The sequence below is a fragment of the Amycolatopsis heterodermiae genome (genome assembly GCF_034929455.1).
GTDB classification, from domain to species: Bacteria; Actinomycetota; Actinomycetes; order Mycobacteriales; family Pseudonocardiaceae; genus Amycolatopsis; species Amycolatopsis heterodermiae.
This window is the reverse complement of sequence record NZ_JAYFSI010000007.1, coordinates 103308-125619: the sequence shown is the minus strand read 5'-3', so window position 1 is coordinate 125619 and position 22312 is coordinate 103308. Positions and strand designations below refer to the sequence as shown.

Sequence of the window (22312 nt, the reverse complement as noted above, 5' to 3'; positions counted from 1 at the left end):
AATCATGACCACCTCGAGAAAGAGCCGCATCGACGCGCTGCCCGCCGAACTGCGCGAGACGCTCAAGCGCCGCCTGGCCGGGCGGGCCGAGCGCACCGACGTCATCGGCCGGGCCTCGCGTGAGGAGGACCTGCCGCTTTCCTTCGCCCAGCAGCGCCTGTGGTTCCTCGACGAGTTCCAGCCGGGGGACGCCGAGTACAACAGCGCGGTCGGGCTGCGGCTCACCGGGGCTCTCGACCCGGCCGCGCTCACCGGCGCGCTCGGGGACCTGGTGGCCCGGCACGAATCCCTGCGCACCACCATCGACGACGCCGCCGGCACGCCCGTCCAGGTCGTCCACCCGGCCCCGGACGTGCCGGTGCGGACGGTCGACCTGACGGCCGATCCCGCGCTGCGGCCCGCCGACCTGGACGAGGTGCTGAGCGCCGAGTACGCCCGGCCGTTCGACCTGCGCCGCGGCCCGCTGGTCCGGCTGCTGCTGGTGCGCGTCGCCGAAGAACACCACGTCCTGCTGCTCACCGCTCACCACGTCGTCACCGACGGCGAGTCGATGGGCATCCTGGTCGCCGAGCTCGGTGCGCTCTACGCGGCCGCCGTGCGCGGCGAACCCGCGGACCTGCCCGAGCCGGCGATCCAGTACGCCGACTTCGCCGTGTGGCAGCGCAACCGGCTGGCCGGGCCGGCCCTGGACCGGCACCTCGCCTACTGGACCACGCAACTGGCCGGGGTCGAGCCGCTGGACCTGCCGGCCGACCGGCCGCGGCCCGCTGTGCGCACGACCGCGGGCGCGCTCCACGGGTTCAGCGTCCCGGGCGAGGTCGCCACCGCGCTCGCCGCCCTCGCCCGGGCCCACGACACGACGCTCTACACCGTGCTGGTCGCGGCCTGCCAGGTGCTGTTCGCCCGGTACACCGGCCGCGACGACATCGCGCTCGGCACCGTCGTGTCCGGCCGGGGCCGCCCGGAACTCGAGCGGACGGTCGGCTTCTTCGTCGACACCGTAGTCGTCCGCTCCACAGTGGACGGATCCACGCCGTTCGAAGCTTTTCTCGACGCCGTCCGCACGACGGTCCTGGAGTCCTTCGAGCACGCCGAAGCGCCGTTCGAGAAGCTCGTCGAGGCCCTGAAGATCGAGCGTGACCCCAGCCGCAACCCCCTGTTCGACGCCATGGTGCTGCTGCACGGGAGCCCGGCCGGGCAGCCGGACTTCGGCGGGCTGACCGCCGAACCGGTCGAGGTGACCCGGCGCGCGGCCAACTTCGACCTCACCGTCGAGTTCCAGCCGGCCGACGGCGGCCTGGAAGGGTCGTTGGAGTACAACACCGACCTGTTCGACGAGCGGACCGCCGCCGCGCTGGCCGAACACCTCACCGTGCTGCTCACCGGCATCGCCGCCGACGCCGCCCGCCCGGTCGGCGAGCTCCCGCTGCTCACCGAGGCCGAGCAGCAGCGGCTCGCCGAGTGGAACGACACCGGCCTCGACGTCCCCGAGGCCACCCTCACCGAGCTGTTCGAATCCCAGGTCCACCGCATCCCGGACGAGACCGCGCTGGTCGCCGGGGCCACCACGCTCACCTTCGCCGAGCTGAACACCCGCGCCAACCGGCTCGCGCGTCACCTGGTGGCGCTCGGCGCCGGCCCGGAACGGGTCGTCGCCCTCGCGCTGCCGCGCACGGCCGACGCGATCGTCGCGTTGCTCGCCGTGCTGAAGGCGGGCGCGGTGTACCTGCCGATCGACCCGGCGCTGCCCGCCGACCGGATCGAGCTGCTGCTGCGCGACGCCGGCGCCACGCTGGCCGTCACCCACGAGACCACCCCGGTCACCGGCGCCGGGCTCGTCCTCGGTACCGCGGAGACCACCGCCGCGCTGGGGGAGTACCCGGGCACCGACCTGACCGACGCCGACCGCGTCGCGCCGCTGCGTCCGGCCAACACCGCCTACGTCATCTACACCTCCGGCTCCACCGGCCGGCCCAAGGGCGTGGCCGTCCCGCACCGCAACCTCACCAACCTGCTGGCCGGCCACCGCACCGGCTTCGCCGCCCCGGGACGGCGGCTGCGGGTCGCGCTGACCGCCACCCTGTCGTTCGACACCTCGCTCGAAGGCCCGGTGCTCATGGCCGACGGCCACGAGCTGCACCTCATCGGCGACGACGTCCGCCTGGACGCGCACGCCCTCGTCGACCACATCGCCGACCACCGGATCGACTTCCTCGACCTGACCCCGACCTACCTGCGCCGGCTCGTGCCCGCCGGGCTGCTGACCGACCCGCGGCACCGCCCGAAGATCCTGATGCTCGGCGGCGAAGCCCTCGACGAGACGCTCTGGCGCGCCCTGTCCGACGCCGAAGTGACGGTGGCGCACAACTTCTACGGCCCGACCGAGTACACGGTGGACGCGGTGTCCGCCCAGGTCGGCGCGACCGCCCGGCCCGTGCTCGGCCGCCCGCTGGCCAACACCCGAGCCCACGTCCTCGACGAGGACCGCCGGCCGGTGCCCATCGGCGTCGCGGGCGAACTCTGCCTGGCCGGCGCGCAGCTCGCGCGCGGCTACCTCGGCCGGCCGGGCCGGACCGCCGGCAGCTTCGTCGCGAACCCGTTCGGGGCGCCCGGTGAGCGGATGTACCGCACCGGCGACCGCGTGCGCTGGACCGCGGACGGGCAGCTGGAGTACCTGGGCCGCCTCGACGACCAGGTCAAGATCCGCGGCTTCCGCGTCGAACCCGGTGAGGTCGAGGCCGCGCTGCTGCGCCTGCCCGACGTCTCCGCGGCCGTCGTCGTCGCCCACCGCGGCGACGACGGGCACGCCCGGCTGGTGGCCTACGTCGTCGCGGCCGGCCCGGCCGCACCGGCCGCCGCCGACCTCCGCGAAGCCCTCCGGGCGAGCCTGCCCGACTACCTGGTGCCCTCGGCCTACGTCCCGATCGACGCCGTTCCCGTGACGCCGCAAGGGAAAGTCGACCGCCGGGCGCTCCCGGCCCCCGGCGTCCCCGAGGACGGCGACCAGGCCTACGTCGCGGCGCGGACGCCGGTCGAGCACCAGCTGGTGGCCATCTGGGCCGAGGTGCTCGGCAACGATCGCGTCGGGGTCGAGGACAACTTCTTCGGCCTCGGCGGCGACTCGATCCTGAGCATCCAGGTCGTCGCCCAGGCCCGCCAGGCCGGGCTGCGGCTCACCTCGCGCGACATCTTCCTGCACCAGACCATCGCCGGGCTCGCGACCGTCGTGCAGTCCGCCGCCGCGCTCACCCCGGACACGACGGCGCCGATCACCGGGCCCGCGCCGCTGACCCCGATCCAGCACTGGTTCTTCGGCACCCACGGCCCGCTGGACCACTTCACGATGTCTCAGCTGCTCGAACTGCCCGCCGACGTCGACCACGACGCCCTCCGGACCGCCGTCGACGCGGTCGTCGCCCACCACGAGGCCCTCCGGACCCGGTTCCTCCACCTCGACGGCGAGTGGCGGCAGGAAGTCGTGCCGACGCCGCCGACGGGGGTGCTGTGGAGCCGTGACCTGTCCTCGCTCGGCGAAGCCGGGCAACGCGCCGGGATCGAAGCCGCGGCGGGCCAGGTGCGCGCCGGGCTCGACCTGACGACCGGCGTGGTCGCCGGGGCGGTGCTGCTGGTGCGCGGCACCCAGCCGCCACTGCTGTTCCTGGCCGTGCACCACCTCGTGGTCGACGGCGTGTCGCTGCGGGTGCTGCTCGCCGACCTCGACACCGCCTACCACCAAGCCCGCACCGGTGCCCCCGTCCGGCTGCCGGCCGCGGGCACGACGTTCACCCGGTGGGCGCACCTGCTGCGCGAGCACGTCCGCTCCGGCGCCTTCGACGGCGACGTCGGGCACTGGGCCCGGGTGGCCGGCCGGGTGCCGACGGCGCTGCCGGTCGACCACGACGGCGCCGGCACCACGGGCTCCACGCGCACGCTGACCGTGAGCCTCGGTGCCGGCGACACCGGCGCGCTGCTGCACCGGGTCCCCGCGGCCTACCGGACGCAGGTCAACGACGTGCTGCTGAGCGCGCTCGGCCGGGCGCTGGCGGACCGCACCGGCCAGGACGGCGTCCTGCTCGCGCTGGAGGGCCACGGCCGAGAAGACGTCCTGGACGGCGTCGACCTGTCCCGCACGGTCGGCTGGTTCACCACGCAGTTCCCGGTGGCGCTCGACCTGCCGCCGTCGGGGGACTGGGGTGCCACCCTCAAGGCGGTCAAGGAGCAGCTGCGGGCCGTCCCGCGCCGCGGCCTCAGCTACGAGGCCCTGCGCCACCTCGGCGCCGCCGGCGCGCCCGGCAGCGAGCTGAAGTCCTTGCCGCTGCCCCAGATCTGCTTCAACTACCACGGCCGCTGGGACGGCGGAAGCGGCGGCGAGGGGCTCTTCCGCGGCCGGCTCGACGGCGCGGGCGCGGACATCGCGCCCGACGAGGCCGGCACCTACCAGCTGGACGTGACCGGTGTCGTCGACGGCGGCGAGCTTTCGCTGACGTGGAGCTACTCCGAGCAGGTCAACAACCGCGAGACGGTGCAGGAGCTGGCCGAGGCGATGCTGGCGGGCCTGCGCGAGATCGTCGCGCACTGCGCGGAGCCCGGCGCCGGCGGCCGCACGCCGTCCGACTTCCCGCTCGCCCGCCTCGATCAAGCAGGCGTGGACAGCATCGCCGGTGACGGCCACGACGTCGAGGACGTCTACCCGCTCACTCCGCTGCAGGCGGGCATGCTGTTCCACAGCCTGCTCGACCCCGCTGCCGACGCCTACGTCGACCAGGCGCGGATGCTGCTCGACGGCGTCCGCGACCCGGAGGCGTTCGCGCGGGCCTGGCAGCAGGTGGCCGACCGGACCCCGGTGCTGCGCACCCAGCTGGTCTGGGAGGGCGTCGAGGAACCGCTGCAGGTGGTGCGCCGCCGCGCGGCCGTGCCGATCACCCGCCACGACTGGCGCGGCCTGTCCGAGGACGAGCAGGCCGCCGAGCTGGCGCGGCTCTCGGCCGAGGACGCCGCCGCCGGGATGGACCTGGCCACCGCCCCGCTGATGCGGCTGGCCGTCATCGCGCTGCGCCACGACCAGGTGCTGCTGATGTGGACCTCGCACCACATCGTGCTCGACGGCTGGAGCCTGGCCCAGATCTTCACCGAAGTGGTCGAGCAGTACGCCGCCATCACCGGCAGCCGCGTCCCGCGGATCCCGGCCCACCGCCCGTTCCGCGACTACCTCGCCTGGCTGGCCGCGCAGGACGTCACCGCGGCCGAGAACCACTGGCGCGAGGTGCTGGCCGGGTTCGCCACCCCGACACCGCTGCCCTGGGACCGGTCACCGGCCCAGGCCCACCGGACCCGGACCGCGCAGCCGGTCCGCGGCTCGCTGACGGCCGAAGACACGACCCGCCTGCGCGACGTCGCCCGAAGACACGGCCTGACCGTCAACACCCTCGTGCAGGGCGCGTGGGCGCTGCTGCTGGCCCACCAGAGCGGCGAGGACGACGTCGTGTTCGGCACCACCGTCTCCGGCCGGCCCGACGACCTGCCCGGCGTGGAAACCATGATCGGGATGTTCATCAACACCATCCCGACGCGCACCCGGATCGACGGCGGCGAGCCGGTCGTGGCCTGGCTGCGCCGGCTGCAGGACGAGCAGAACCGGGCCCGGCGCTTCGACTTCGTCGCCCTCGGGCGGCTGCGCGCGCTCAGCGACGTCCCGGCCGGGCAGAACCTCTTCGACAGCATGGTCGCGTTCGAGAACTACCCGTTCGACGAGCACGCCGCCGCGCGCGCCGGGGTCACCCTGCGCGAGGTGACCGCGCTCGACGCCACCACCTTCCCGATCACCCTGCGCGCCTACGCCGGCGAACAGCTGGGCTTCGAGCTGGCCACCGATCCGGCGCTGTTCGACCCGGCCACCGCCGAGGCCCTGGCCGCCCGGCTGGGGACCCTGCTGGTGGCGCTGGCCGAGAACCCGGACCGCACGATCGCGCGGCTGCCGTGGCTCTCGGCCGACGACCGCGCGCAGCTGCCCGGCGGCGCGGACCCGGTCTCGCTGCCCGCACCGACCATCACGGACCTGTTCGCCGCCCAGGTGGCCGCGACCCCGGACGCGATCGCGCTCACCGGCGAGGGCACCGCCCTGTCCTACGCCGAACTCAACCGCCGCGCGAACCGGCTGGCCCACCGGCTGATCGCGCTCGGCGCCGGGCCCGAGCGGTACGTCGCCCTGCGCCTGCCGCGCTCGCCGGAACAGGTCGTCGCGATCCTCGCCGTGCTCAAGGCCGGCGCCGCCTACCTGCCGATCGACCCGGCCACGCCGGACGAGCGCGTCGAGCGGATGCTCGCCGACACCGACCCGGTCGCCGTGCTGACTCCCGAGGACGTCGAGGTCGCCGGCCCCGACACCGACCCGCCGCCGCGGTGCACGCCCGAGCATCCCGCTTACGTCATCTACACCTCCGGCTCGACCGGGCAGCCCAAGGGCGTGGTGATCCCGCACCGCAACGTCACCCGGCTGTTCGCCGCCACCGCCGCCCGGTTCGGCTTCGGCGGCGGCGACGTGTGGACGCTGTTCCACAGCTACGCCTTCGACTTCTCCGTCTGGGAGATCTGGGGCCCGCTGCTGCACGGCGGCCGGCTCGTCGTCGTCCCGCACGCCGTGTCCCGCTCGCCGCGGGAGTTCCTGCGCCTGCTGGCCGACGAAGGCGTCACCGTGCTCAACCAGACGCCGTCGGCGTTCTACCAGCTGTGCCGCGCCGACGAAGACGACCCGGACCTCGGCGCCCGGCTGGCACTGCGGCACGTGATCTTCGGCGGCGAGGCACTCGACACGCGCCGCCTGTCCGGCTGGTTCCGCCGCCACGGAGCCACCGCGCCCCGCCTGGTCAACATGTACGGCATCACCGAGACCACCGTCCACGTCACCCATCACGACCTGGTCCCCGACGCTCCCGGTCTCGTCGGGGACGTCCTGCCCGACCTGCGCGGCTACGTCCTCGACGCCGACCTGAACCCCGTCCCGGCCGGCGTGCCGGGTGAACTGCACGTCGCCGGGGCCGGCCTGGCCCGCGGTTACCTAGGCCGGCCCGGGCTGACCGCCGCCCGGTTCGTCGCCGACCCGTTCGGCGCGCCCGGCTCGCGGATGTACCGCTCCGGGGACCTGGTGTCCCGCACCGGAAGCGGCGCGCTGCGCTACCGCGGGCGTGCCGACCAGCAGGTCAAGATCCGCGGCTTCCGCATCGAACCGGGCGAGATCGAGGCCACCCTGCTCGCCCTGCCGGAGGTCGGCTCGGCCGCCGTCCTCGCCCGCGAGGACGAGCCCGGCCGCAGGCGGCTGGTCGCCTACGTCGTCCCGGCCGACCCGCAGGACCCGCCGGCCGCGGCCCTGCTGCGCGAGCGGCTGGCCCGGTCGCTGCCCGAGTACATGGTGCCGTCGGCGTTCGTCACGATCGACGAGATGCCGTTGACCCGCAACGGAAAACTCGACCACCGCGCGTTACCCGCGCCGGCCGCCGCCGGCTCGGCGGGCGCGGAGTTCCTCGAGCCGCGCACCGACGCCGAACGCACGGTCGCCGCGGTCCTGGCCGCCACCCTGGGCGTGGACCGGGTCGGGGCCGAGGACAGCTTCTTCTCCCTCGGCGGGGATTCCATCCTCAGCATCCGGCTGGCCTCCGCGCTGCGTGACGCTCTCGGTGTCGACGTCTCCCCGCGCAGCGTGTTCGACACCCCGACCGTCGCCGGACTCGCGGCCACCCTCACGGCGGCGCCCGCCGGCCCGGGAACCGCGGCGATCACCCCGGTGAGCCGCGAGGACGACCTGCCGCTGTCGTTCGCCCAGCAGCGCCTGTGGTTCCTCGAGGAGTTCGCACCCGGCAGCACCGACCACGTCACCGTCTTCGGTGTGCGCCTGCGCGGCGACCTGCGGGCCGACGCGCTCGCCGCGGCGCTGAACACCCTGATCGCCCGGCACGAGTCCCTGCGCACCACCTTCGGCGTCACCGACGGCCGGCCCCGCCAGATCGTCGGCGAGCCGTGGGAGCTGGCCCTGCCCGTCACCGACGTCGGCAGCGACCCCGGCGCCCTGCGGCGGCTGCTCGCCGACGACCTCGCCCGGCCGTTCGACCTGACCCGCGGGCCGCTGCTGCGGGCCCGGCTCGCCCGCGTCGCCCCGGACGACCACGCGCTCGTGCTGTCCCTGCACCACATCGTCACCGACGGCTGGTCGATGGGCGTGCTCGCCGGCGAGCTGGCCGCCCTCTACGGCAACGAGCACACCGAGCTGCCCGTGTTGCCGGTCCAGTACGCGGACTTCTCGGCGTGGCAACGAGAACTGCCCGTCGAGGACCAGCTCGGGTTCTGGCGCCGCCAGCTCGACGGCTTGCGCCCGCTGGACCTGCCGGCCGACCGCCCCCGGCCGGTCGTCCGGACGTCGCACGGCGCCGAGCACGAGTTCACCCTCGCCGCCGAGCCGCTCGCCGGGCTGCGCCGGCTGGCCGCCGACCGGGACACGACCCTGTTCACCGCCCTGGCCGCGGCCTGCCAGCTGGTGCTGCGCCGGTGGTCCGGGCAGGACGACGTCGCCGTCGGCACGATCACCTCCGGCCGCGACCATCCCGAGGTGCAGCACCTGGTCGGGATGTTCGTCAACACCGTGGTGCTGCGGTCGCGCCTGGACGGGCAGCAGGACTTCGGGGAGGTCCTCACCGCCGTCCGCCGGACGGTCCTGGACGCGTTCGCCCACCAGGACGTGCCGTTCGAGCGGCTCGTGGACGAGCTGAGCCCCGAGCGCGACACCAGCCGCACACCGCTGTTCGAGGTGCTGGTGACCCTGCAGAACGCCGGCAACCGGCTGCCCGCCTTAGCCGGGCTCGCCGCGAGCGACCTCGAGCTGCCGATGACGACCGCGGGCTTCGACCTCAGCATCGAGTTCGAAGAACGCCCCGACGGCCTGCGCGGCCTGCTGAACTACCGCACCGACCTGTTCGACGCGGCCACGATGGGGCGCTTCGCCGAGCACCTGACGGTGCTGCTCACCGCCGTCGCGGCCGACCCCACGCGGCCCGTCGACACACTGCCGCTGCTGCCCGCGGCCGAACACGACCTGGTCGTCGGGACCTGGAACGCCACCGACCGCCCGGAGCCCGGCGTCACCGTGACCGAGCTGTTCGAGGCGCAGGCCGCGCAAACCCCGCACGCGACCGCGCTGGTCTGCGGAGACACCACGCTGAGCTTCGCCGAGCTGAACAGCCGCGCGAACCGGCTCGCTCGCGACCTCGCCGGCCGCGGTGCGGGTCCGGAGCGGTTCGTGGCCGTTTCCCTGCCCCGCTCCGCGGACCTCGTCGTCACGCTCCTCGCCGTGCTCAAGGCCGGGGCCGTGGTCCTGTACCTGGATCCCGAGCTGCCCGAGCGGCGCCGGGACGCGCTGCTTTCCGACACCCGGCCCGCGGTCGTGGTCACCGAACCGACCACCGTGCCGGACTCGGTGTCCGATGTGGACCTGAGAGATGCCGGGCCGCTCGCGCTCGACAACGCGGCCTACGTCATCTACACCTCCGGCTCGACCGGGCTGCCGAAGGGCGTCGTCGTCAGCCACCGCGCCCTGGCCAACCTGGCCGCCGACCACGCGGGCGCATTCGCCGCCGCGGCCGGGAAGGACCGCCTGCGGGTCGCGCTCACCGCCGCGTTCTCGTTCGACGCGTCTTGGGAAGCCCTGCTGCTGATGCTCACCGCCGGGCACGAACTGCACGTCATCGACGGCGACACCCGGCTCGACCCCGCGCTGCTCGCCGGTTACGTGGCCGACCGCGGGATCGACCTGGTCAACTCGACACCGTCGTTCGTCCGGCACCTGCTCGACGCGAGCGAGCACCGGCCGTCGGTCCTGCTGCTGGGCGGGGAGGCCGTCGGCGACGCGCTGTGGCGCGAACTCGCAGCGACCGGCGGCGTCACGGCGTTCAACATCTACGGCCCCACCGAATGCACGGTCGACGCCACCTTCGCGCGGATCGGCGACGGCGAGCGCGAGACGATCGGCCGCCCGGTGGGCAACGTGCGCGCCTACGTCCTCGACGACCGGCTGCGCCCGGCGCCGATCGGTGTCCCGGGCGAGCTGCACCTGGCGGGCACCCAGCTCGCCCGCGGGTACCTCAACCGGCCCGGGACGACCGCGGAGAGGTTCCTGCCGAACCCCTTCGGCGCGCCGGGAAGCCGGATGTACGCCACCGGTGACCGCGTCCGCTGGACCCGCGACGGAAACCTGGAGTACCTCGGCCGCGCCGACGACCAGGTCAAGATCCGCGGCTTCCGGATCGAGCCCGGCGAGGTCGAGACGGCCCTGCGCGCCTTGCCGGAGGTCGCCGACGCGGTCGTCGTGGCTCGCCACGACGACGGCCACGCCCGTCTCGTCGCCTACGTCGTCACGACGGGCGAGCCGGGCGACCTGCGAACCCGGCTGAAGGCGAGCCTGCCCGACCACCTGGTGCCCACGGTGTTCGTGCGGCTCGACCGGCTTCCGCTGGCCGCCAGCGGCAAGGTCGACCGCGGCGCGCTGCCCGCGCCCGCCCCGATCGTGACCCCGGCCGCCGGCCGGATCGCGCCGCGGACGCCGGCCGAGGAGCTGCTGGCGTCGATCTGGGCCGAGGTCCTGGGCGTCGAGCAGCCGGGTGTGGCGGACAACTTCTTCGCCCTCGGCGGGGATTCCATCCTGAGCATCCAGGTCGTCTCCCGGGCCCGGCAGCACGGCCTGCGCCTGACGTCCAAGGACGTCTTCCGGCACCAGAACATCGCCGAGCTGGCGCTGGTCGCCGGCGCGGACGAGCCCGGCGGTCCCGAAGCGGCTTTCACGGGCCCGGCCCCGCTGACCCCGATCCAGCAGTGGCTCTTCGACACCGGCAACTCCCGGTTCACGATGTCCACAGTGGCCGAACTCGACCCCGGCCTGGACGTCCCGGCCCTCACCGCCGCCCTCGACGCCGTCCTGTCCCGCCACGAAGCCCTGCGCACCCGGTTCACGCACGATGCCGACGGCTGGCGTCAGGAGTTCCGCGCCGACGCGGAGATCCCCGCACTCCGGCTCGTCGACATGTCCACTGTGGACGAGGCCGGCACGGCGATGCGCGCCGCCGCGGCCGAAGCGCGTGCCACGCTGAGCGTCGGGGACGGCCCGCTCGTCGCGGCCGTGCTGTTCACCTTCGGCCCGGCGCGGCCGCCGTCCCTGCTGCTGACCGTCCACCACCTGGTGGTCGACGGCGTTTCGTGGCGGATCCTGCTCGCCGACCTCGAAACCGCGTACCGCCAGGTGCTCGCGGGCCGCCCGGTCGACCTCGGGCCCGGGACGACGAGCTACTTCCGCTGGGCCGACCGGCTCGCCACGCACGTCCGCGTCGGCGGCCTCGACACCGAACTGCCCTACTGGACCGGGGTGCTCGACGGTCCCGCCGCGGACCTGCCGGTCGACGCGGCGGGGGAGAACACCGGCTCTCGCACGGTCACCTCGGCCCTGGACGCCGCCACCACCGACGCCCTGCTGCGCCAGGTCCCCGACGTCTACCGCACGCAGGTCAACGACGTCCTGCTCAGCGCCCTGGGCCGGGTTTTGGCCCGGTGGAACGGATCCGAGCGGGTCCTGGTCGCGCTGGAGGGGCACGGCCGTGAGGAGCTCTTCGACGACCTCGACCTGTCCCGCACGGTCGGCTGGTTCACCGCCGAGTTCCCCGTCGCGCTCACGCTCCCGGACACCGAAGACTGGGGGCCGACGCTGAAGGCGGTCAAGGAGCAGCTGCGGGCCGTGCCCGGCAAGGGCCTCGGTTACGGCGCGCTGAGCCGGCTCGTACCGGACTCGCCCCTGCGCGATGCCCGTACCCCGCAGATCTCGCTGAACTACCTCGGCCAGTGGACCGCCGCCGGCGGCGACGGCGGCCTCTACCGGGGCTTCGGCGGCGACCTGGGCGAAGACGACACCCGGCCGCGCAGTCACCTGCTCGACGTCGTCGGCATCGTCGAGGGCGGCCGGCTGGAGCTGGCCTGGACGTATTCCCCCGGCGTGCACCGCGAAAGCACCGTGCGGGACCTCGCCGGGCAGGTCACCGCGGCGCTGCGCGAGATCGTCGTGCACTGCGCCACTCCCGGCGCCGGCGGCCGGACGCCCGCGGACTTCCCGCTCGCCCGGCTGAGCCAGCGCGAACTCGACGTCGTGGCCGGCGACGGCCGGGACGTCGAGGACGTCTACCCGCTCACGCCGCTGCAGGCCGGCATGGTGTTCCACACCCTGTTCGACAGCGGCTCCCCGGCGTACTTCGAACAGGTCCGCGTGCGCCTGGCCGGGGTCGCCGATCCCACCGGGCTCGCCGCGGCCTGGCAGCGGGTGGTGGACCGCACGCCGGTGCTGCGGACCCGGCTGGTCCTGACCGGCGTCGAGGAGCCCGTCCAGGTGGTGGACCGCGCGGCCACGCTGCCGGTCACCCACCACGACCTGCGCGACCTCGGCCCGGCGGCTCGTGAGGCGGCCGTGCGGGAGCTGCTCGAAGCCGACCGCGCGGTGCCGTTCGACCTGAGCCGGGCCCCGCTGACCCGGCTGGCGATCGCCGCGCTGCCCGGCGACGAGGTCGACCTCGTCTGGACCTCCCACCACGTCCTGCTCGACGGCTGGAGCTCCGCCCAGGTCTTCGCCGAGGCGTGCGAGCAGTACGCCGCGACCACGTCGGGCACCCGGTCGGGCCTGGTCACCCGCCGCCCGTACCGCGACTACCTCGGCTGGCTGGCCGAGCGCGACCAGACCCGCGCCGACGCGTTCTGGCGCGCCACCCTGGCCGGGTTCGACGCGCCGACGGCGTTGCCCTACGACCGCCCGCCGGCCGAGGCCCACCGGTCCCGCTCGACCGATGCGGTCCGCACCGGGCTGGCCCCGGCCGCGACGCTGCGGCTGCGCGAGTTCGCCCGGACCCACGGCCTCACCGTCAACACGGTCGTCCAGGGCGCCTGGGCGCTGCTGCTGTCGCTGCTGTCCGGCGACCGGGACGTCGTGTTCGGCACCACCGTCTCCGGCCGCCCGGCCGACCTGGCCGGCGTCGAAACGATGATCGGCATGTTCATCAACACCATCCCCACCCGCGTGCGCCTCGACGGCACCCAGCCGGTCGCGGCGTGGCTGGGGGAGCTGCAGGCGGCCCAGAGCGAAGCGCGTGACCACGACTTCGTCTCGCTGGGCCGGCTCCGGCCGCTCAGCGACGTCGCCGCCGGGCAGAACCTGTTCGACAGCATGGTGGTCTTCGAGAACTACCCGATCAGCGAGCCCGCGACCACGGGCGCGCCCCGGGTCGTCGAGGTCGCCTCGGCCGACGCCACCAACTTCCCGCTGTGCCTGCGCGCGTCCCTCGATGAAGGCCTCACCGTCGACCTCGCCTACGACCCGGGACTGTTCGACGCCGGTTCGATCACGGCGATGACCGACCGGCTCGGCCTGCTGCTCGACGCCGTCACCGCCGATCCCACCCGGCCGCTGGCGCGGCTGCCGTGGGTCGAGGGCGCCGAACGCGCCCAGGTGCTCGCCGACGCCCACGGCGCGGGCGGGCCCGCACCCGCCGCGACCGTGCCGGCGCTGTTCGCCGACCAGGTCCGCCGTCGGCCGGACGCGCCCGCGGTCGTCTCCGGCGACCGGACCCTGACCTACACCGAGCTGGACGAACGGGCGAACCATCTCGCGCACCGGCTGGTCGAGCTGGGCGTCGGCGCCGAAGACCGCGTCGGCCTGCTGCTCGAACCGTCGGCAGACCACGTCGTCGCCGAGCTGGCCGTGCTCAAGGCGGCCGCGGCCTACGTGCCGCTGGACACCCGTGCCCCGCACGAGCGGCTGCGGGCCGTGCTGGCCGAGGCCGCGGTGACGGTCGTGGTGGCCGGGCCGACCTGGGTGACCACCGCCGAGTCCGTCCACAGTGGACCCACGTTGACCGTGGGCGGGCAGCGGTCCTCCTCGGCACCGGAGCGTGCGGCCGATCCCGGCAGCCTCGCCTACGTGATGTACACGTCGGGCTCGACCGGGACGCCGAAGGGTGTCGCGGTGTGCCACCAGGACATCACCGCGCTGGCCCAGGACTCGAGGTTCGCCGGTGACGCCCACGCCCGGGTGCTGGCCCACTCGCCGCTGGCCTTCGACGCCTCCACTTACGAGCTGTGGGCCCCGCTGCTCACCGGCGGCGCCGTGGTCCTGCCCGACGGCCCCGACCTGACCGTGGAGTCGTTGCGGCGCGCGGTGTCCGAGCACGGCGTGACGGCGGCATGGCTGACCGCGGGGCTGTTCCGGCTCCTCGCCCACGACGCCCCGGACGCCTTGCGCGGCCTGCGCGAGGTGTGGACCGGTGGTGACGTCGTCCCGCCGGCCGCGGTGCGGGCGGTCCAAGCGGCCTGCCCCGGCCTCGTCGTGGTCGACGGGTACGGCCCCACCGAAACCACCACCTTCGCCACGTCCTACCGGCTGACCGCGGACGTGCCCGAGCCGATCCCGATCGGCCGCCCGCTCGACGGTGTCCGCGCCTACGTGCTCGACCGCGACCTGCGGCCGCTGCCGGCGGGCGCGCCGGGCGAGCTGTGCCTCGCCGGGCCCGGCCTGGCGCGCGGCTACCTCGGCCGTCCGGGCGCGACCGCCGACCGGTTCGTCGCCGACCCGTTCGGCGCGCCGGGGGAGCGGATGTACCGGACCGGGGACGTCGTCCGCCGTGACGCCGACGGCGACCTGGTGTTCCTCGGCCGCTCCGACGACCAGGTCAAGCTGCGCGGGTTCCGGATCGAGCCCGCCGAGATCGAAGCCGTGCTCACCGCCCACCCGGCGATCGCGCAGGCGATCGCGACGGTCCACACCGACGCCGCCGGCACCCGCCGGCTGGTGGCCCACGTCGTCGCCACCCCGGGGCGGACCGCCGACCCGGCCGAGCTGCGCGCGCACGCCGCCGAGACCCTGCCCGAGTACATGGTGCCCGCGGTCGTCCTGGTGCTGCCGGTACTTCCGTTGAACCGCAACGGAAAGGTCGACCGCCGCGCGCTGCCCGCGCCGGACGGCCCGATCCCGGCCCAGCGCGCCTACGTCCCGCCCGCCACGGTGACCGAGCAGACCGTCGCCGGAATCTGGCAGCGGCTGCTCGGCACCGCCCGGGTCGGCGCGCAGGACAACTTCTTCGAGCTCGGCGGTGACTCGATCCTCAGCATCCGGCTCGTTTCCCGGCTGCTGGCCGAATTCGCCGTGTCGATGTCGCCGCGCGCGGTGTTCGCGCACCCGACGGTGGCCCGGCTCGCCGCGGCGATCGACACCGTCGGCGCCGCCCGCACCGCCGCCGACCCGATTCCCGCCGTGCCCCGCGACCGGCCGCTGCCGCAGTCCTTCGCCCAGCAGCGCTTGTGGTTCCTCGACGAGTTCGAACCCGGCGGCACCGAGTACGTCACGAGCACGGCCGTGCGCCTGCACGGCGAGCTGGTCGTCGACGCGCTCGCCGAGGCGTTCACCGGCCTGGTGGCCCGGCACGAGCCGCTCCGCACCACCTTCGCTTCGGCCGACGGCCACGGCGTCCAGGTCGTGCACCCGCCGACCGCGGTGCCGGTCCCCGTCACCGACTTGAGCGACCACCCCGCCGAGACGCGGGAAGCGGCGCTGGCCGAGGTCCTGCGGGCGGACGGCGAGCAGCCGTTCGACCTGCGGGAAGGCCCGCTGCTGCGGGTCAAGGTCATCCGGCTGGCCCCGCGGGAGCACGTGCTCACCGTGACCGTGCACCACATCGTCACCGACGGCTGGTCCAACGGCCTGATCGCCGAGGAGATAGGCCTGCGCTACGCGGCCGCGCTGCGCGGCGAGCCGGCGGAGCTGCCGCCCCTGCCCGTGCAGTACGCGGATTTCGCGGCCTGGCAACGCGGTCTGCTCGCCGAGCGGGTGCTGGCCGGCCAAGTCGCCTACTGGACCGAGCGCCTGCGTGACCTCACCCCGCTGGAGCTGCCCGCCGACCGGCCGCGGCCGCCGGTGCGCACCACCAGCGGCGCGACCCGGGAGCTGGTCGTCCCGGCCGCGGTGACCGCCCGGCTCGAGCAGGTGAGCCGGCAGCGGGGGACCACCCTGTTCACCACCCTCGTCGCGGCCTGCCAGGTGCTGCTCGGCCGCTGGGCCGGCCAGGACGACGTCGCCGTCGGCACGGTCACCTCCGGCCGCGAGCGCGCCGAGCTGGAAAGCCTCGTCGGGTTCTTCGTCAACACCCTGGTGCTGCGGTCCCGGGTCCGCCCGGAGGTGCCGTTCACGGAGTTCCTCGACGAGGTCGGCGCCGGCGTCCGCGCGGCGTTCGACCATCAGGATCTCCCGTTCGACCGCGTCGTCGACGCCGTCCAGCCCGGCCGCGACCCCAGCCGCACGCCGCTGTTCCAGGCGATGGTCGTGCTGCAGAACAGCCCGCGGGAACCGGCCCGGCTGCCCGGTCTCGAGGCCGAAGACGTCGAGCAGCCCGCGACCGCGGCCAACTTCGACCTCACCGTCGAGTTCCAGCCGGACCACGGCGTGCTGCACGCCGCGCTGACCTACAACACCGACCTGTTCGACGCCGCCACGATCGACCACCTCGCCGAGCACCTGGGCGTCCTGCTCGCCGGCATCGCCGAAAACCCGGCCCGGCCGCTGTCGAGGCTGCCGCTGCTGGGCGAGGACGAACGCCGCCTGCTGCTCGGCACGTGGAACGACACCGGCCGCGCAGTTGCCCCGGGCACCCTGCCCGAACGCGTCGAGGCCCGCGCCCGGCGGCACCCGGACGCGACCGCCGTCGTCTCCGACGGGACCACCCTGACCTACGCCGAACTCGACGCCCGCGCCGGGCGGCTGGCCCGGGTCCTCGCCGCGCGCGGCATCGGCCCGGAGCGGATCGTCGCGCTGGCCCTGCCCCGGTCGGCCGACATCGTCGTGGCGCAGCTCGCCGTCCTGAAGGCGGGCGCGGCGTTCCTGCCGGTCGACCCGACCTACCCGCTCGAACGCATCACCTACATGCTCACCGACGCCTGCCCGGCCCTGGTGCTCACGACCGACACCCTCGCCCCGCCCGTCCCCGACGGCGTCCCGGTGCTCTCGCTCGACGACCCGGCCGCGTTCGCCGCGGACCCGGGAGTGCCGCTCACCCCGCCGAAACCGGGCAACCCCGCCTACGTCATCTACACGTCCGGGTCGACCGGGCGCCCCAAGGGCGTCGTCGTCACCCACGCCGGGCTGACCGGTTTCGCCGACGCGGAAGCCGAGCACCTGCGCATCGCCGAAGACGACCGCGTGATGGCGTACTCCTCGCCGAGCTTCGACGCCGCCGTGCTGGAGCTGTGCCTGGCCCTGCCCGCCGGCGCGGCGCTCGTCGTCGTCCCGCCCGGGCCGCTGCTGGGGGAGCCGCTCGCGGAATTCCTCACCACGCACGAAATCAGCCACACCCTGATCCCGCCCGCCGCGCTGGCCACCCTCCCGGAGGGGCCCCTGCCGCACCTGCGCACGCTCGTCGTGGGCGGTGACGCCTGCCCGGCGGAGCTGGTGGACCGCTGGGCGCCCGGCCGGCGGATGATCAACGCCTACGGCCCCACCGAATCCACGGTCGTCGCGACCTGGAGCGACCCACTGACCCCGGGCGTGGCGCCGCCGATCGGCCGGCCGCTCCCGAACACCCGCGTCTACGTCCTCGACGACGCGCTCACGCCGGTCCCCATCGGCGTCGCGGGCGAGCTGTACGTCGCCGGGCCGAGCCTGGCCCGCGGCTACCTCGACCGGCCGGGCCTGACCGCCGACCGGTTCCTGGCCAACCCGTTCGGCGCGCCGGGGGAACGGATGTACCGCACCGGCGACGTCGCCGCATGGAGCGCGGCCGGGCAGCTCGAGTTCACCGGCCGGGCCGACGACCAGGTCAAGGTCCGCGGCTTCCGGATCGAACTGGGCGAAGTCGAATCGGCGCTGCTGCGTCACCCCGGCATCAGTGCCGCCGTCGCCGCCGTGCAGCAGGACGAGTCCGGGTACAAGCGCCTGGTCGCCTGCTTCGTCGCGGCCTCGCCGGACGACCCGCCCGCCGCCGGTGACCTGCGCGAGTTCCTGGGCCGGTCGCTGCCGGGGCACCTCGTGCCCTCGGCGTTCCAGCCGCTGGCGGCGCTCCCGCTCGGCCCGAGCGGCAAGGTCGACCGGCGGGCCCTGCCGGTGGTGACCGCCGCGGCCGAGCCCGCCGCCCGCCACGTCGAACCGGTGACGCCGGCCGAGCGGGTGCTGGTGGAGGTGTGGGCGCAGGTGCTGGGCCTGGACCGGGTCGGTACGGAGGACAACTTCTTCGAGCTGGGCGGCGATTCCATCCTCAGCATGCAGGTGGTGTCCCGGGCCCGGCAGGCCGGGCTGCGGCTTACCGCGAAGGACGTGTTCCTGCACCAGACCATCGCCGGCCTGGCTCCGCAGGCGACCGCGGTGTCCGAAGGGACGGAGCCCGGCGGGCCGGTCGTCGGGCCGGTGCCGCTGACCCCGATCCAGGACTGGTTCTTCGGGATCCACACCGTCAACCCGCACCACTTCAACCAGTCCATGCTCGTCGACCTGACCGACGGCTTCGACGCCGGGGCACTGCGGCAGGCCCTGGCGGCGGTGTGGGCCCACCACGACGCCCTGCGGATGCGGTTCCGGCAGACGGCGGACGGGTGGCACCAGCACAACGCCGGGCTCGACCCGGCACCCGAGCTGCGCCACGACGACCTGACCGGCGTCGCCGACGCCGACCGCCCGGCCGCCTTGGAGCGGATCGCCGACGCCGTCCACGCCGGTTTCGACCTGACCCGCGGCCCGCTGCTCGGCGCCGTCCTGGTCACCGCGGAACCGAGCTGGCGGCCCAAGCTCTTCCTGGCGGCGCACCACGTCGTGGTCGACGCGGTCTCCTGGCGCATCCTGCTCGACGACCTCGACACCGCCTACCGGCAGGCGCTCCGGCGCGCCCCGGCCGACCTCGGCCCGCGCACGACGTCGTTCCGCGACTGGTCGCACCGGCTCGCCGAGCACGTCCGCGCGGGCGGCTTCGACGACGAAATCCCGTACTGGACCGGCCTTCCCGCCGCCGGCGCGTTGCCGGTGGACCACGACGGCGACGCGCCCGGAACGGACGAAGTCACCGTCGTCCTCGACGCCGAGGACACCAACGCCCTGCTGCGGTCGGCGCCCGCGGCCTACCGCACCCGCGTCAACGACGTCCTCCTGGCGGCCCTGGCCTGGGCGCTGGCGCGGTGGACCGGCCGCCCCGACGTGTCGATCGCCCTGGAGGGCCACGGCCGCGAAGACGTCCTCGACGGCGTCGACCTGACCCGGACCGCCGGCTGGTTCACCACGCTCTACCCGGTGGCCCTCACCGTGGACCGTGGCGCGGACTGGCGGACGCTGGTCAAGTCCGTCCGCAAGCAGCTGCGGGCCGTGCCGGGCAACGGGTTCGGCTACGGCGCGCTGCGCCACCTCGGCGCTCCGGACGTGCGCCGGAAGCTGGCCGAGACCGGGCCGCGGCCCGGGATCTCGTTCAACTACCTCGGCCAGTGGGACGGTTCGGGAGCGGCCGGGACGGCGACGGCGGAGAGCCTCTACGCCGCCCTGCACGGTTCGCTCGGCCACGACCACGACCCGGCCGAGCACCGCCCGTACCTGCTCGACCTGGTCGGCGCGGTCCAGGACGGCGAGCTGGTGTTCTCCCTGATCCACCAGCCGGGCCGCCACGACCGGAAGACCGTCGAAGCGGTCGCCGCCGACTTCGCCGGCGCCCTGCGGCAGATCGCGGCCGACAGCCGGGGCGGGCGCCGATGACCGCGCCGCCGCTGTCCCGGAACCGGGACTACCGCCTGCTGTGGGGCAGCCAGGCGCTGTCGGAAGCCGGCTTCGCCGCGTCGGTCATCGCGCTGCCGCTGCTGGTGCTCGCGGTGACCGGCTCGCCGGCGCTGTCCGGGCTGGTGCTCGGCGTGGACGCGATGGCCCAGCTGGTCGCCGGGCTGCCCGCCGGTGCGCTGGCGGACCGCTGGAACCGGAAGAAGCTCATGCTCGGCTGCGAAGCCGTCTACACGCTGGCGGTCGCGAGCCTGGTCGCGACCGTCTGGCTGGACGTCGTGAGCATCCCCCAGCTGATCGCGGTCGCGGCGGTGATGGGCTGCTGCCGCTCGCTGTTCGGCCCGGCCGAAGGCGCGACGCTGGCCCGGATCGTGCCCACGGCCCAGCTGCCCACCGCGGTGGCGATGAACTCGGCGCGCGGCGCGCTCGGCCAGCTCTCGGGTACCGCGATCGGCGGGTTCCTCTACGGCCTCGCGCGGGCCGTCCCGTTCGCCTTCGACGTGCTCGCCCACGCGGTCTCGTTCGCCGCCCTGTGCTTCGTGCGGTCCCCGCGTCACGAGCCCGTGCCGCGTGGCGAAGGGCACCTGGGCCGGGAGATGGCCGAGGGCCTGCGCTGGGTGTGGGGCGAGAGGCACGTGCGCGTCACCGTGCTGTGCGCGGTGAGCCTGAACTTCTTCTTCAGCGCCTACTACATCGTGGTCGTCGTCCTGGCGCGAGACCGGGGCATCACCGCGGGCGAGATCGGCGTGATGGCCGCGATGCTCGGCGTCGGCGGTGTGGCGGGTTCGCTGATCGCGCCCTGGCTGCAGCGCCGGCTGAGCCCGTACGTGTCGATCATGAGCGTGTTCTGGGTGCTCACCCTGCTCACGCCGCTCGCGGCCGTCATCGACGACGGTTACCTGATGGGTGCCCTGTTCGTCGCCATGGCCCTGCTCCCGCCGACGGCCAACACGACGATCGGCACCTACCAGCTGCTGCTCACGCCCGACCGGCTGCGCGGGCGGCTCACCAGCGTGATGGGCGTGATCGGCGGGGTGTCGGCCGCGACCGGCCCGGCCTTCGGTGGCCTGGTGGTGCAGGCCGTCCCCGGCGGGGGCGCCGTCGTGCTGTGCACGGCCGGGATCGCCCTCGTGACCCTGGTCGTCACCTTCAGCCCCACCCTGCGCCACTTCCCCCGCAGCGACGCCCTCACCGCCGCCCCGGCCGAACCGCAGCCGGTGGGCGGCGCCCACTCCGCCGACGTCCCGACCACCGAGGAGAACCAGCCATGACCACCCAGGAACCCGACCTCGCCTTCGCTTTCGAAGACCTCCTGGCGCGTTCGGCCGAGCTGCGCGAACGCGGCGGCCCGGTGCACCACGACGAGGAGCAGGGCAGCTGGCGGGCGCTCGACCACCCGACCGTCTCGCGCGTGCTGTCCGACCCGGCCACGTTCTCCTCGGACTTCAGCGGGCTCACCCCGGTCCAGGAGGACTTCGAGACCTTCCGCAAGGGCAACTTCGTCGGGATGGACCCGCCGGACCACCGCAAGCTGCGGACCCTGGTCACCCAGGCGTTCACCCCGCGCGTGGTGGCCGGGCTCGAACCGCGGATCCGGGCCATCACGCACGAGCTGCTCGACGAAGTCTCCGGCGCGTCCAGGATCGACCTCGTCGACGCACTCGCCTACCCGCTCCCCATCATCGTGATCGCCGAGCTGCTCGGCATCCCGGTCGCCGACCGGCCACTGTTCACCCGGTGGGCGCAGGTGCTGTTCGGCGGGGACCAGCTGGGGGAGTCGGCCGACATGGACGACATCCAGCGCGCGCTCGACGCGATCGCCCCGACGATCCGCGAGATGAACGCCTACATCCTGGACCACATCCGGCAGCACCGCGCCCACCCCGGTGACGGGCTGACCAGCCGGCTCGTCCAGGCGGAGTTCAACGGCGAACGCCTGGAGGACCAGGAGATAGTCGGGTTCGTGGCGCTGCTGCTGGTGGCCGGGCACATCACGACGACCGCGCTGGTGGGCAACGCCGTGGTCAGCTTCGACCGGAACCCGCACGCCGCGGCCGCGCTGCGCGCCGATCCGGCCGGTCTGCCGACCGCGCTGGAAGAGGTGCTGCGGATGCTGCCGCCGTTTCCCGAACTGGGCCGGCGCACGACCTCGGACGTCGAACTGGGCGGCCGGATCATCCCGGCGAACTCGATCGTGATGGCCGACGTGGCCGCGGCCAACCGCGACCCGGCGAGCTTCGAGCGGCCGGGCGAGTTCGACGCGCGCCGCAGCCCGAACCCGCACCTCACCTTCGGGCACGGGATCCACTTCTGCTTCGGCGCCCCGCTGGCCCGGTTGGAGGGCCGGGTGGCGTTCGAAGTCCTCTTCGAGCGCTACCGCGACCTCGCCGTCGCGCCCGACGACCAGGTGGAGTTCCAGAATCCGGCGGTGATCGTCAGCGTGAAACGTCTTCCTCTTGACGTCGAGACCACGTGAGCAGTGTCATCGGCCACGAGAGACTTCCGGCCGAAACT

Annotated in this window: 3 protein-coding genes; all 3 read left to right on the top strand. The window is 74.4% G+C overall.

Going from position 1 to position 22312, the window contains the following annotated elements; translation table 11 throughout:
- The first annotated feature begins 4 nt into the window (after positions 1-4).
- The 3 genes from VA596_RS28350 to VA596_RS28340 are packed head-to-tail and all read left to right on the top strand — an operon-like array spanning position 5 to position 22274.
- Positions 5-19780 (top strand): non-ribosomal peptide synthase/polyketide synthase, encoded by a 19776-nt coding sequence (locus VA596_RS28350; RefSeq protein WP_323331226.1) that lies wholly within the window; start codon positions 5-7, stop codon positions 19778-19780.
- Positions 19777-21069: an MFS transporter gene (locus tag VA596_RS28345; RefSeq protein ID WP_323331225.1), complete on the top strand. Its 1293-nt coding sequence runs from the start codon at positions 19777-19779 to the stop codon at positions 21067-21069. The genes VA596_RS28350 and VA596_RS28345 overlap by 4 nt, the downstream gene beginning before the upstream one ends.
- The gene (locus VA596_RS28340) at positions 21066-22274 is read left to right on the top strand and encodes a cytochrome P450 (RefSeq protein ID WP_323331224.1); all 1209 of its coding nucleotides are present in this window, start codon (positions 21066-21068) and stop codon (positions 22272-22274) included. Before VA596_RS28345 ends, VA596_RS28340 begins: the two co-directional genes overlap by 4 nt.
- Positions 22275-22312: the final 38 nt, after the last annotated feature.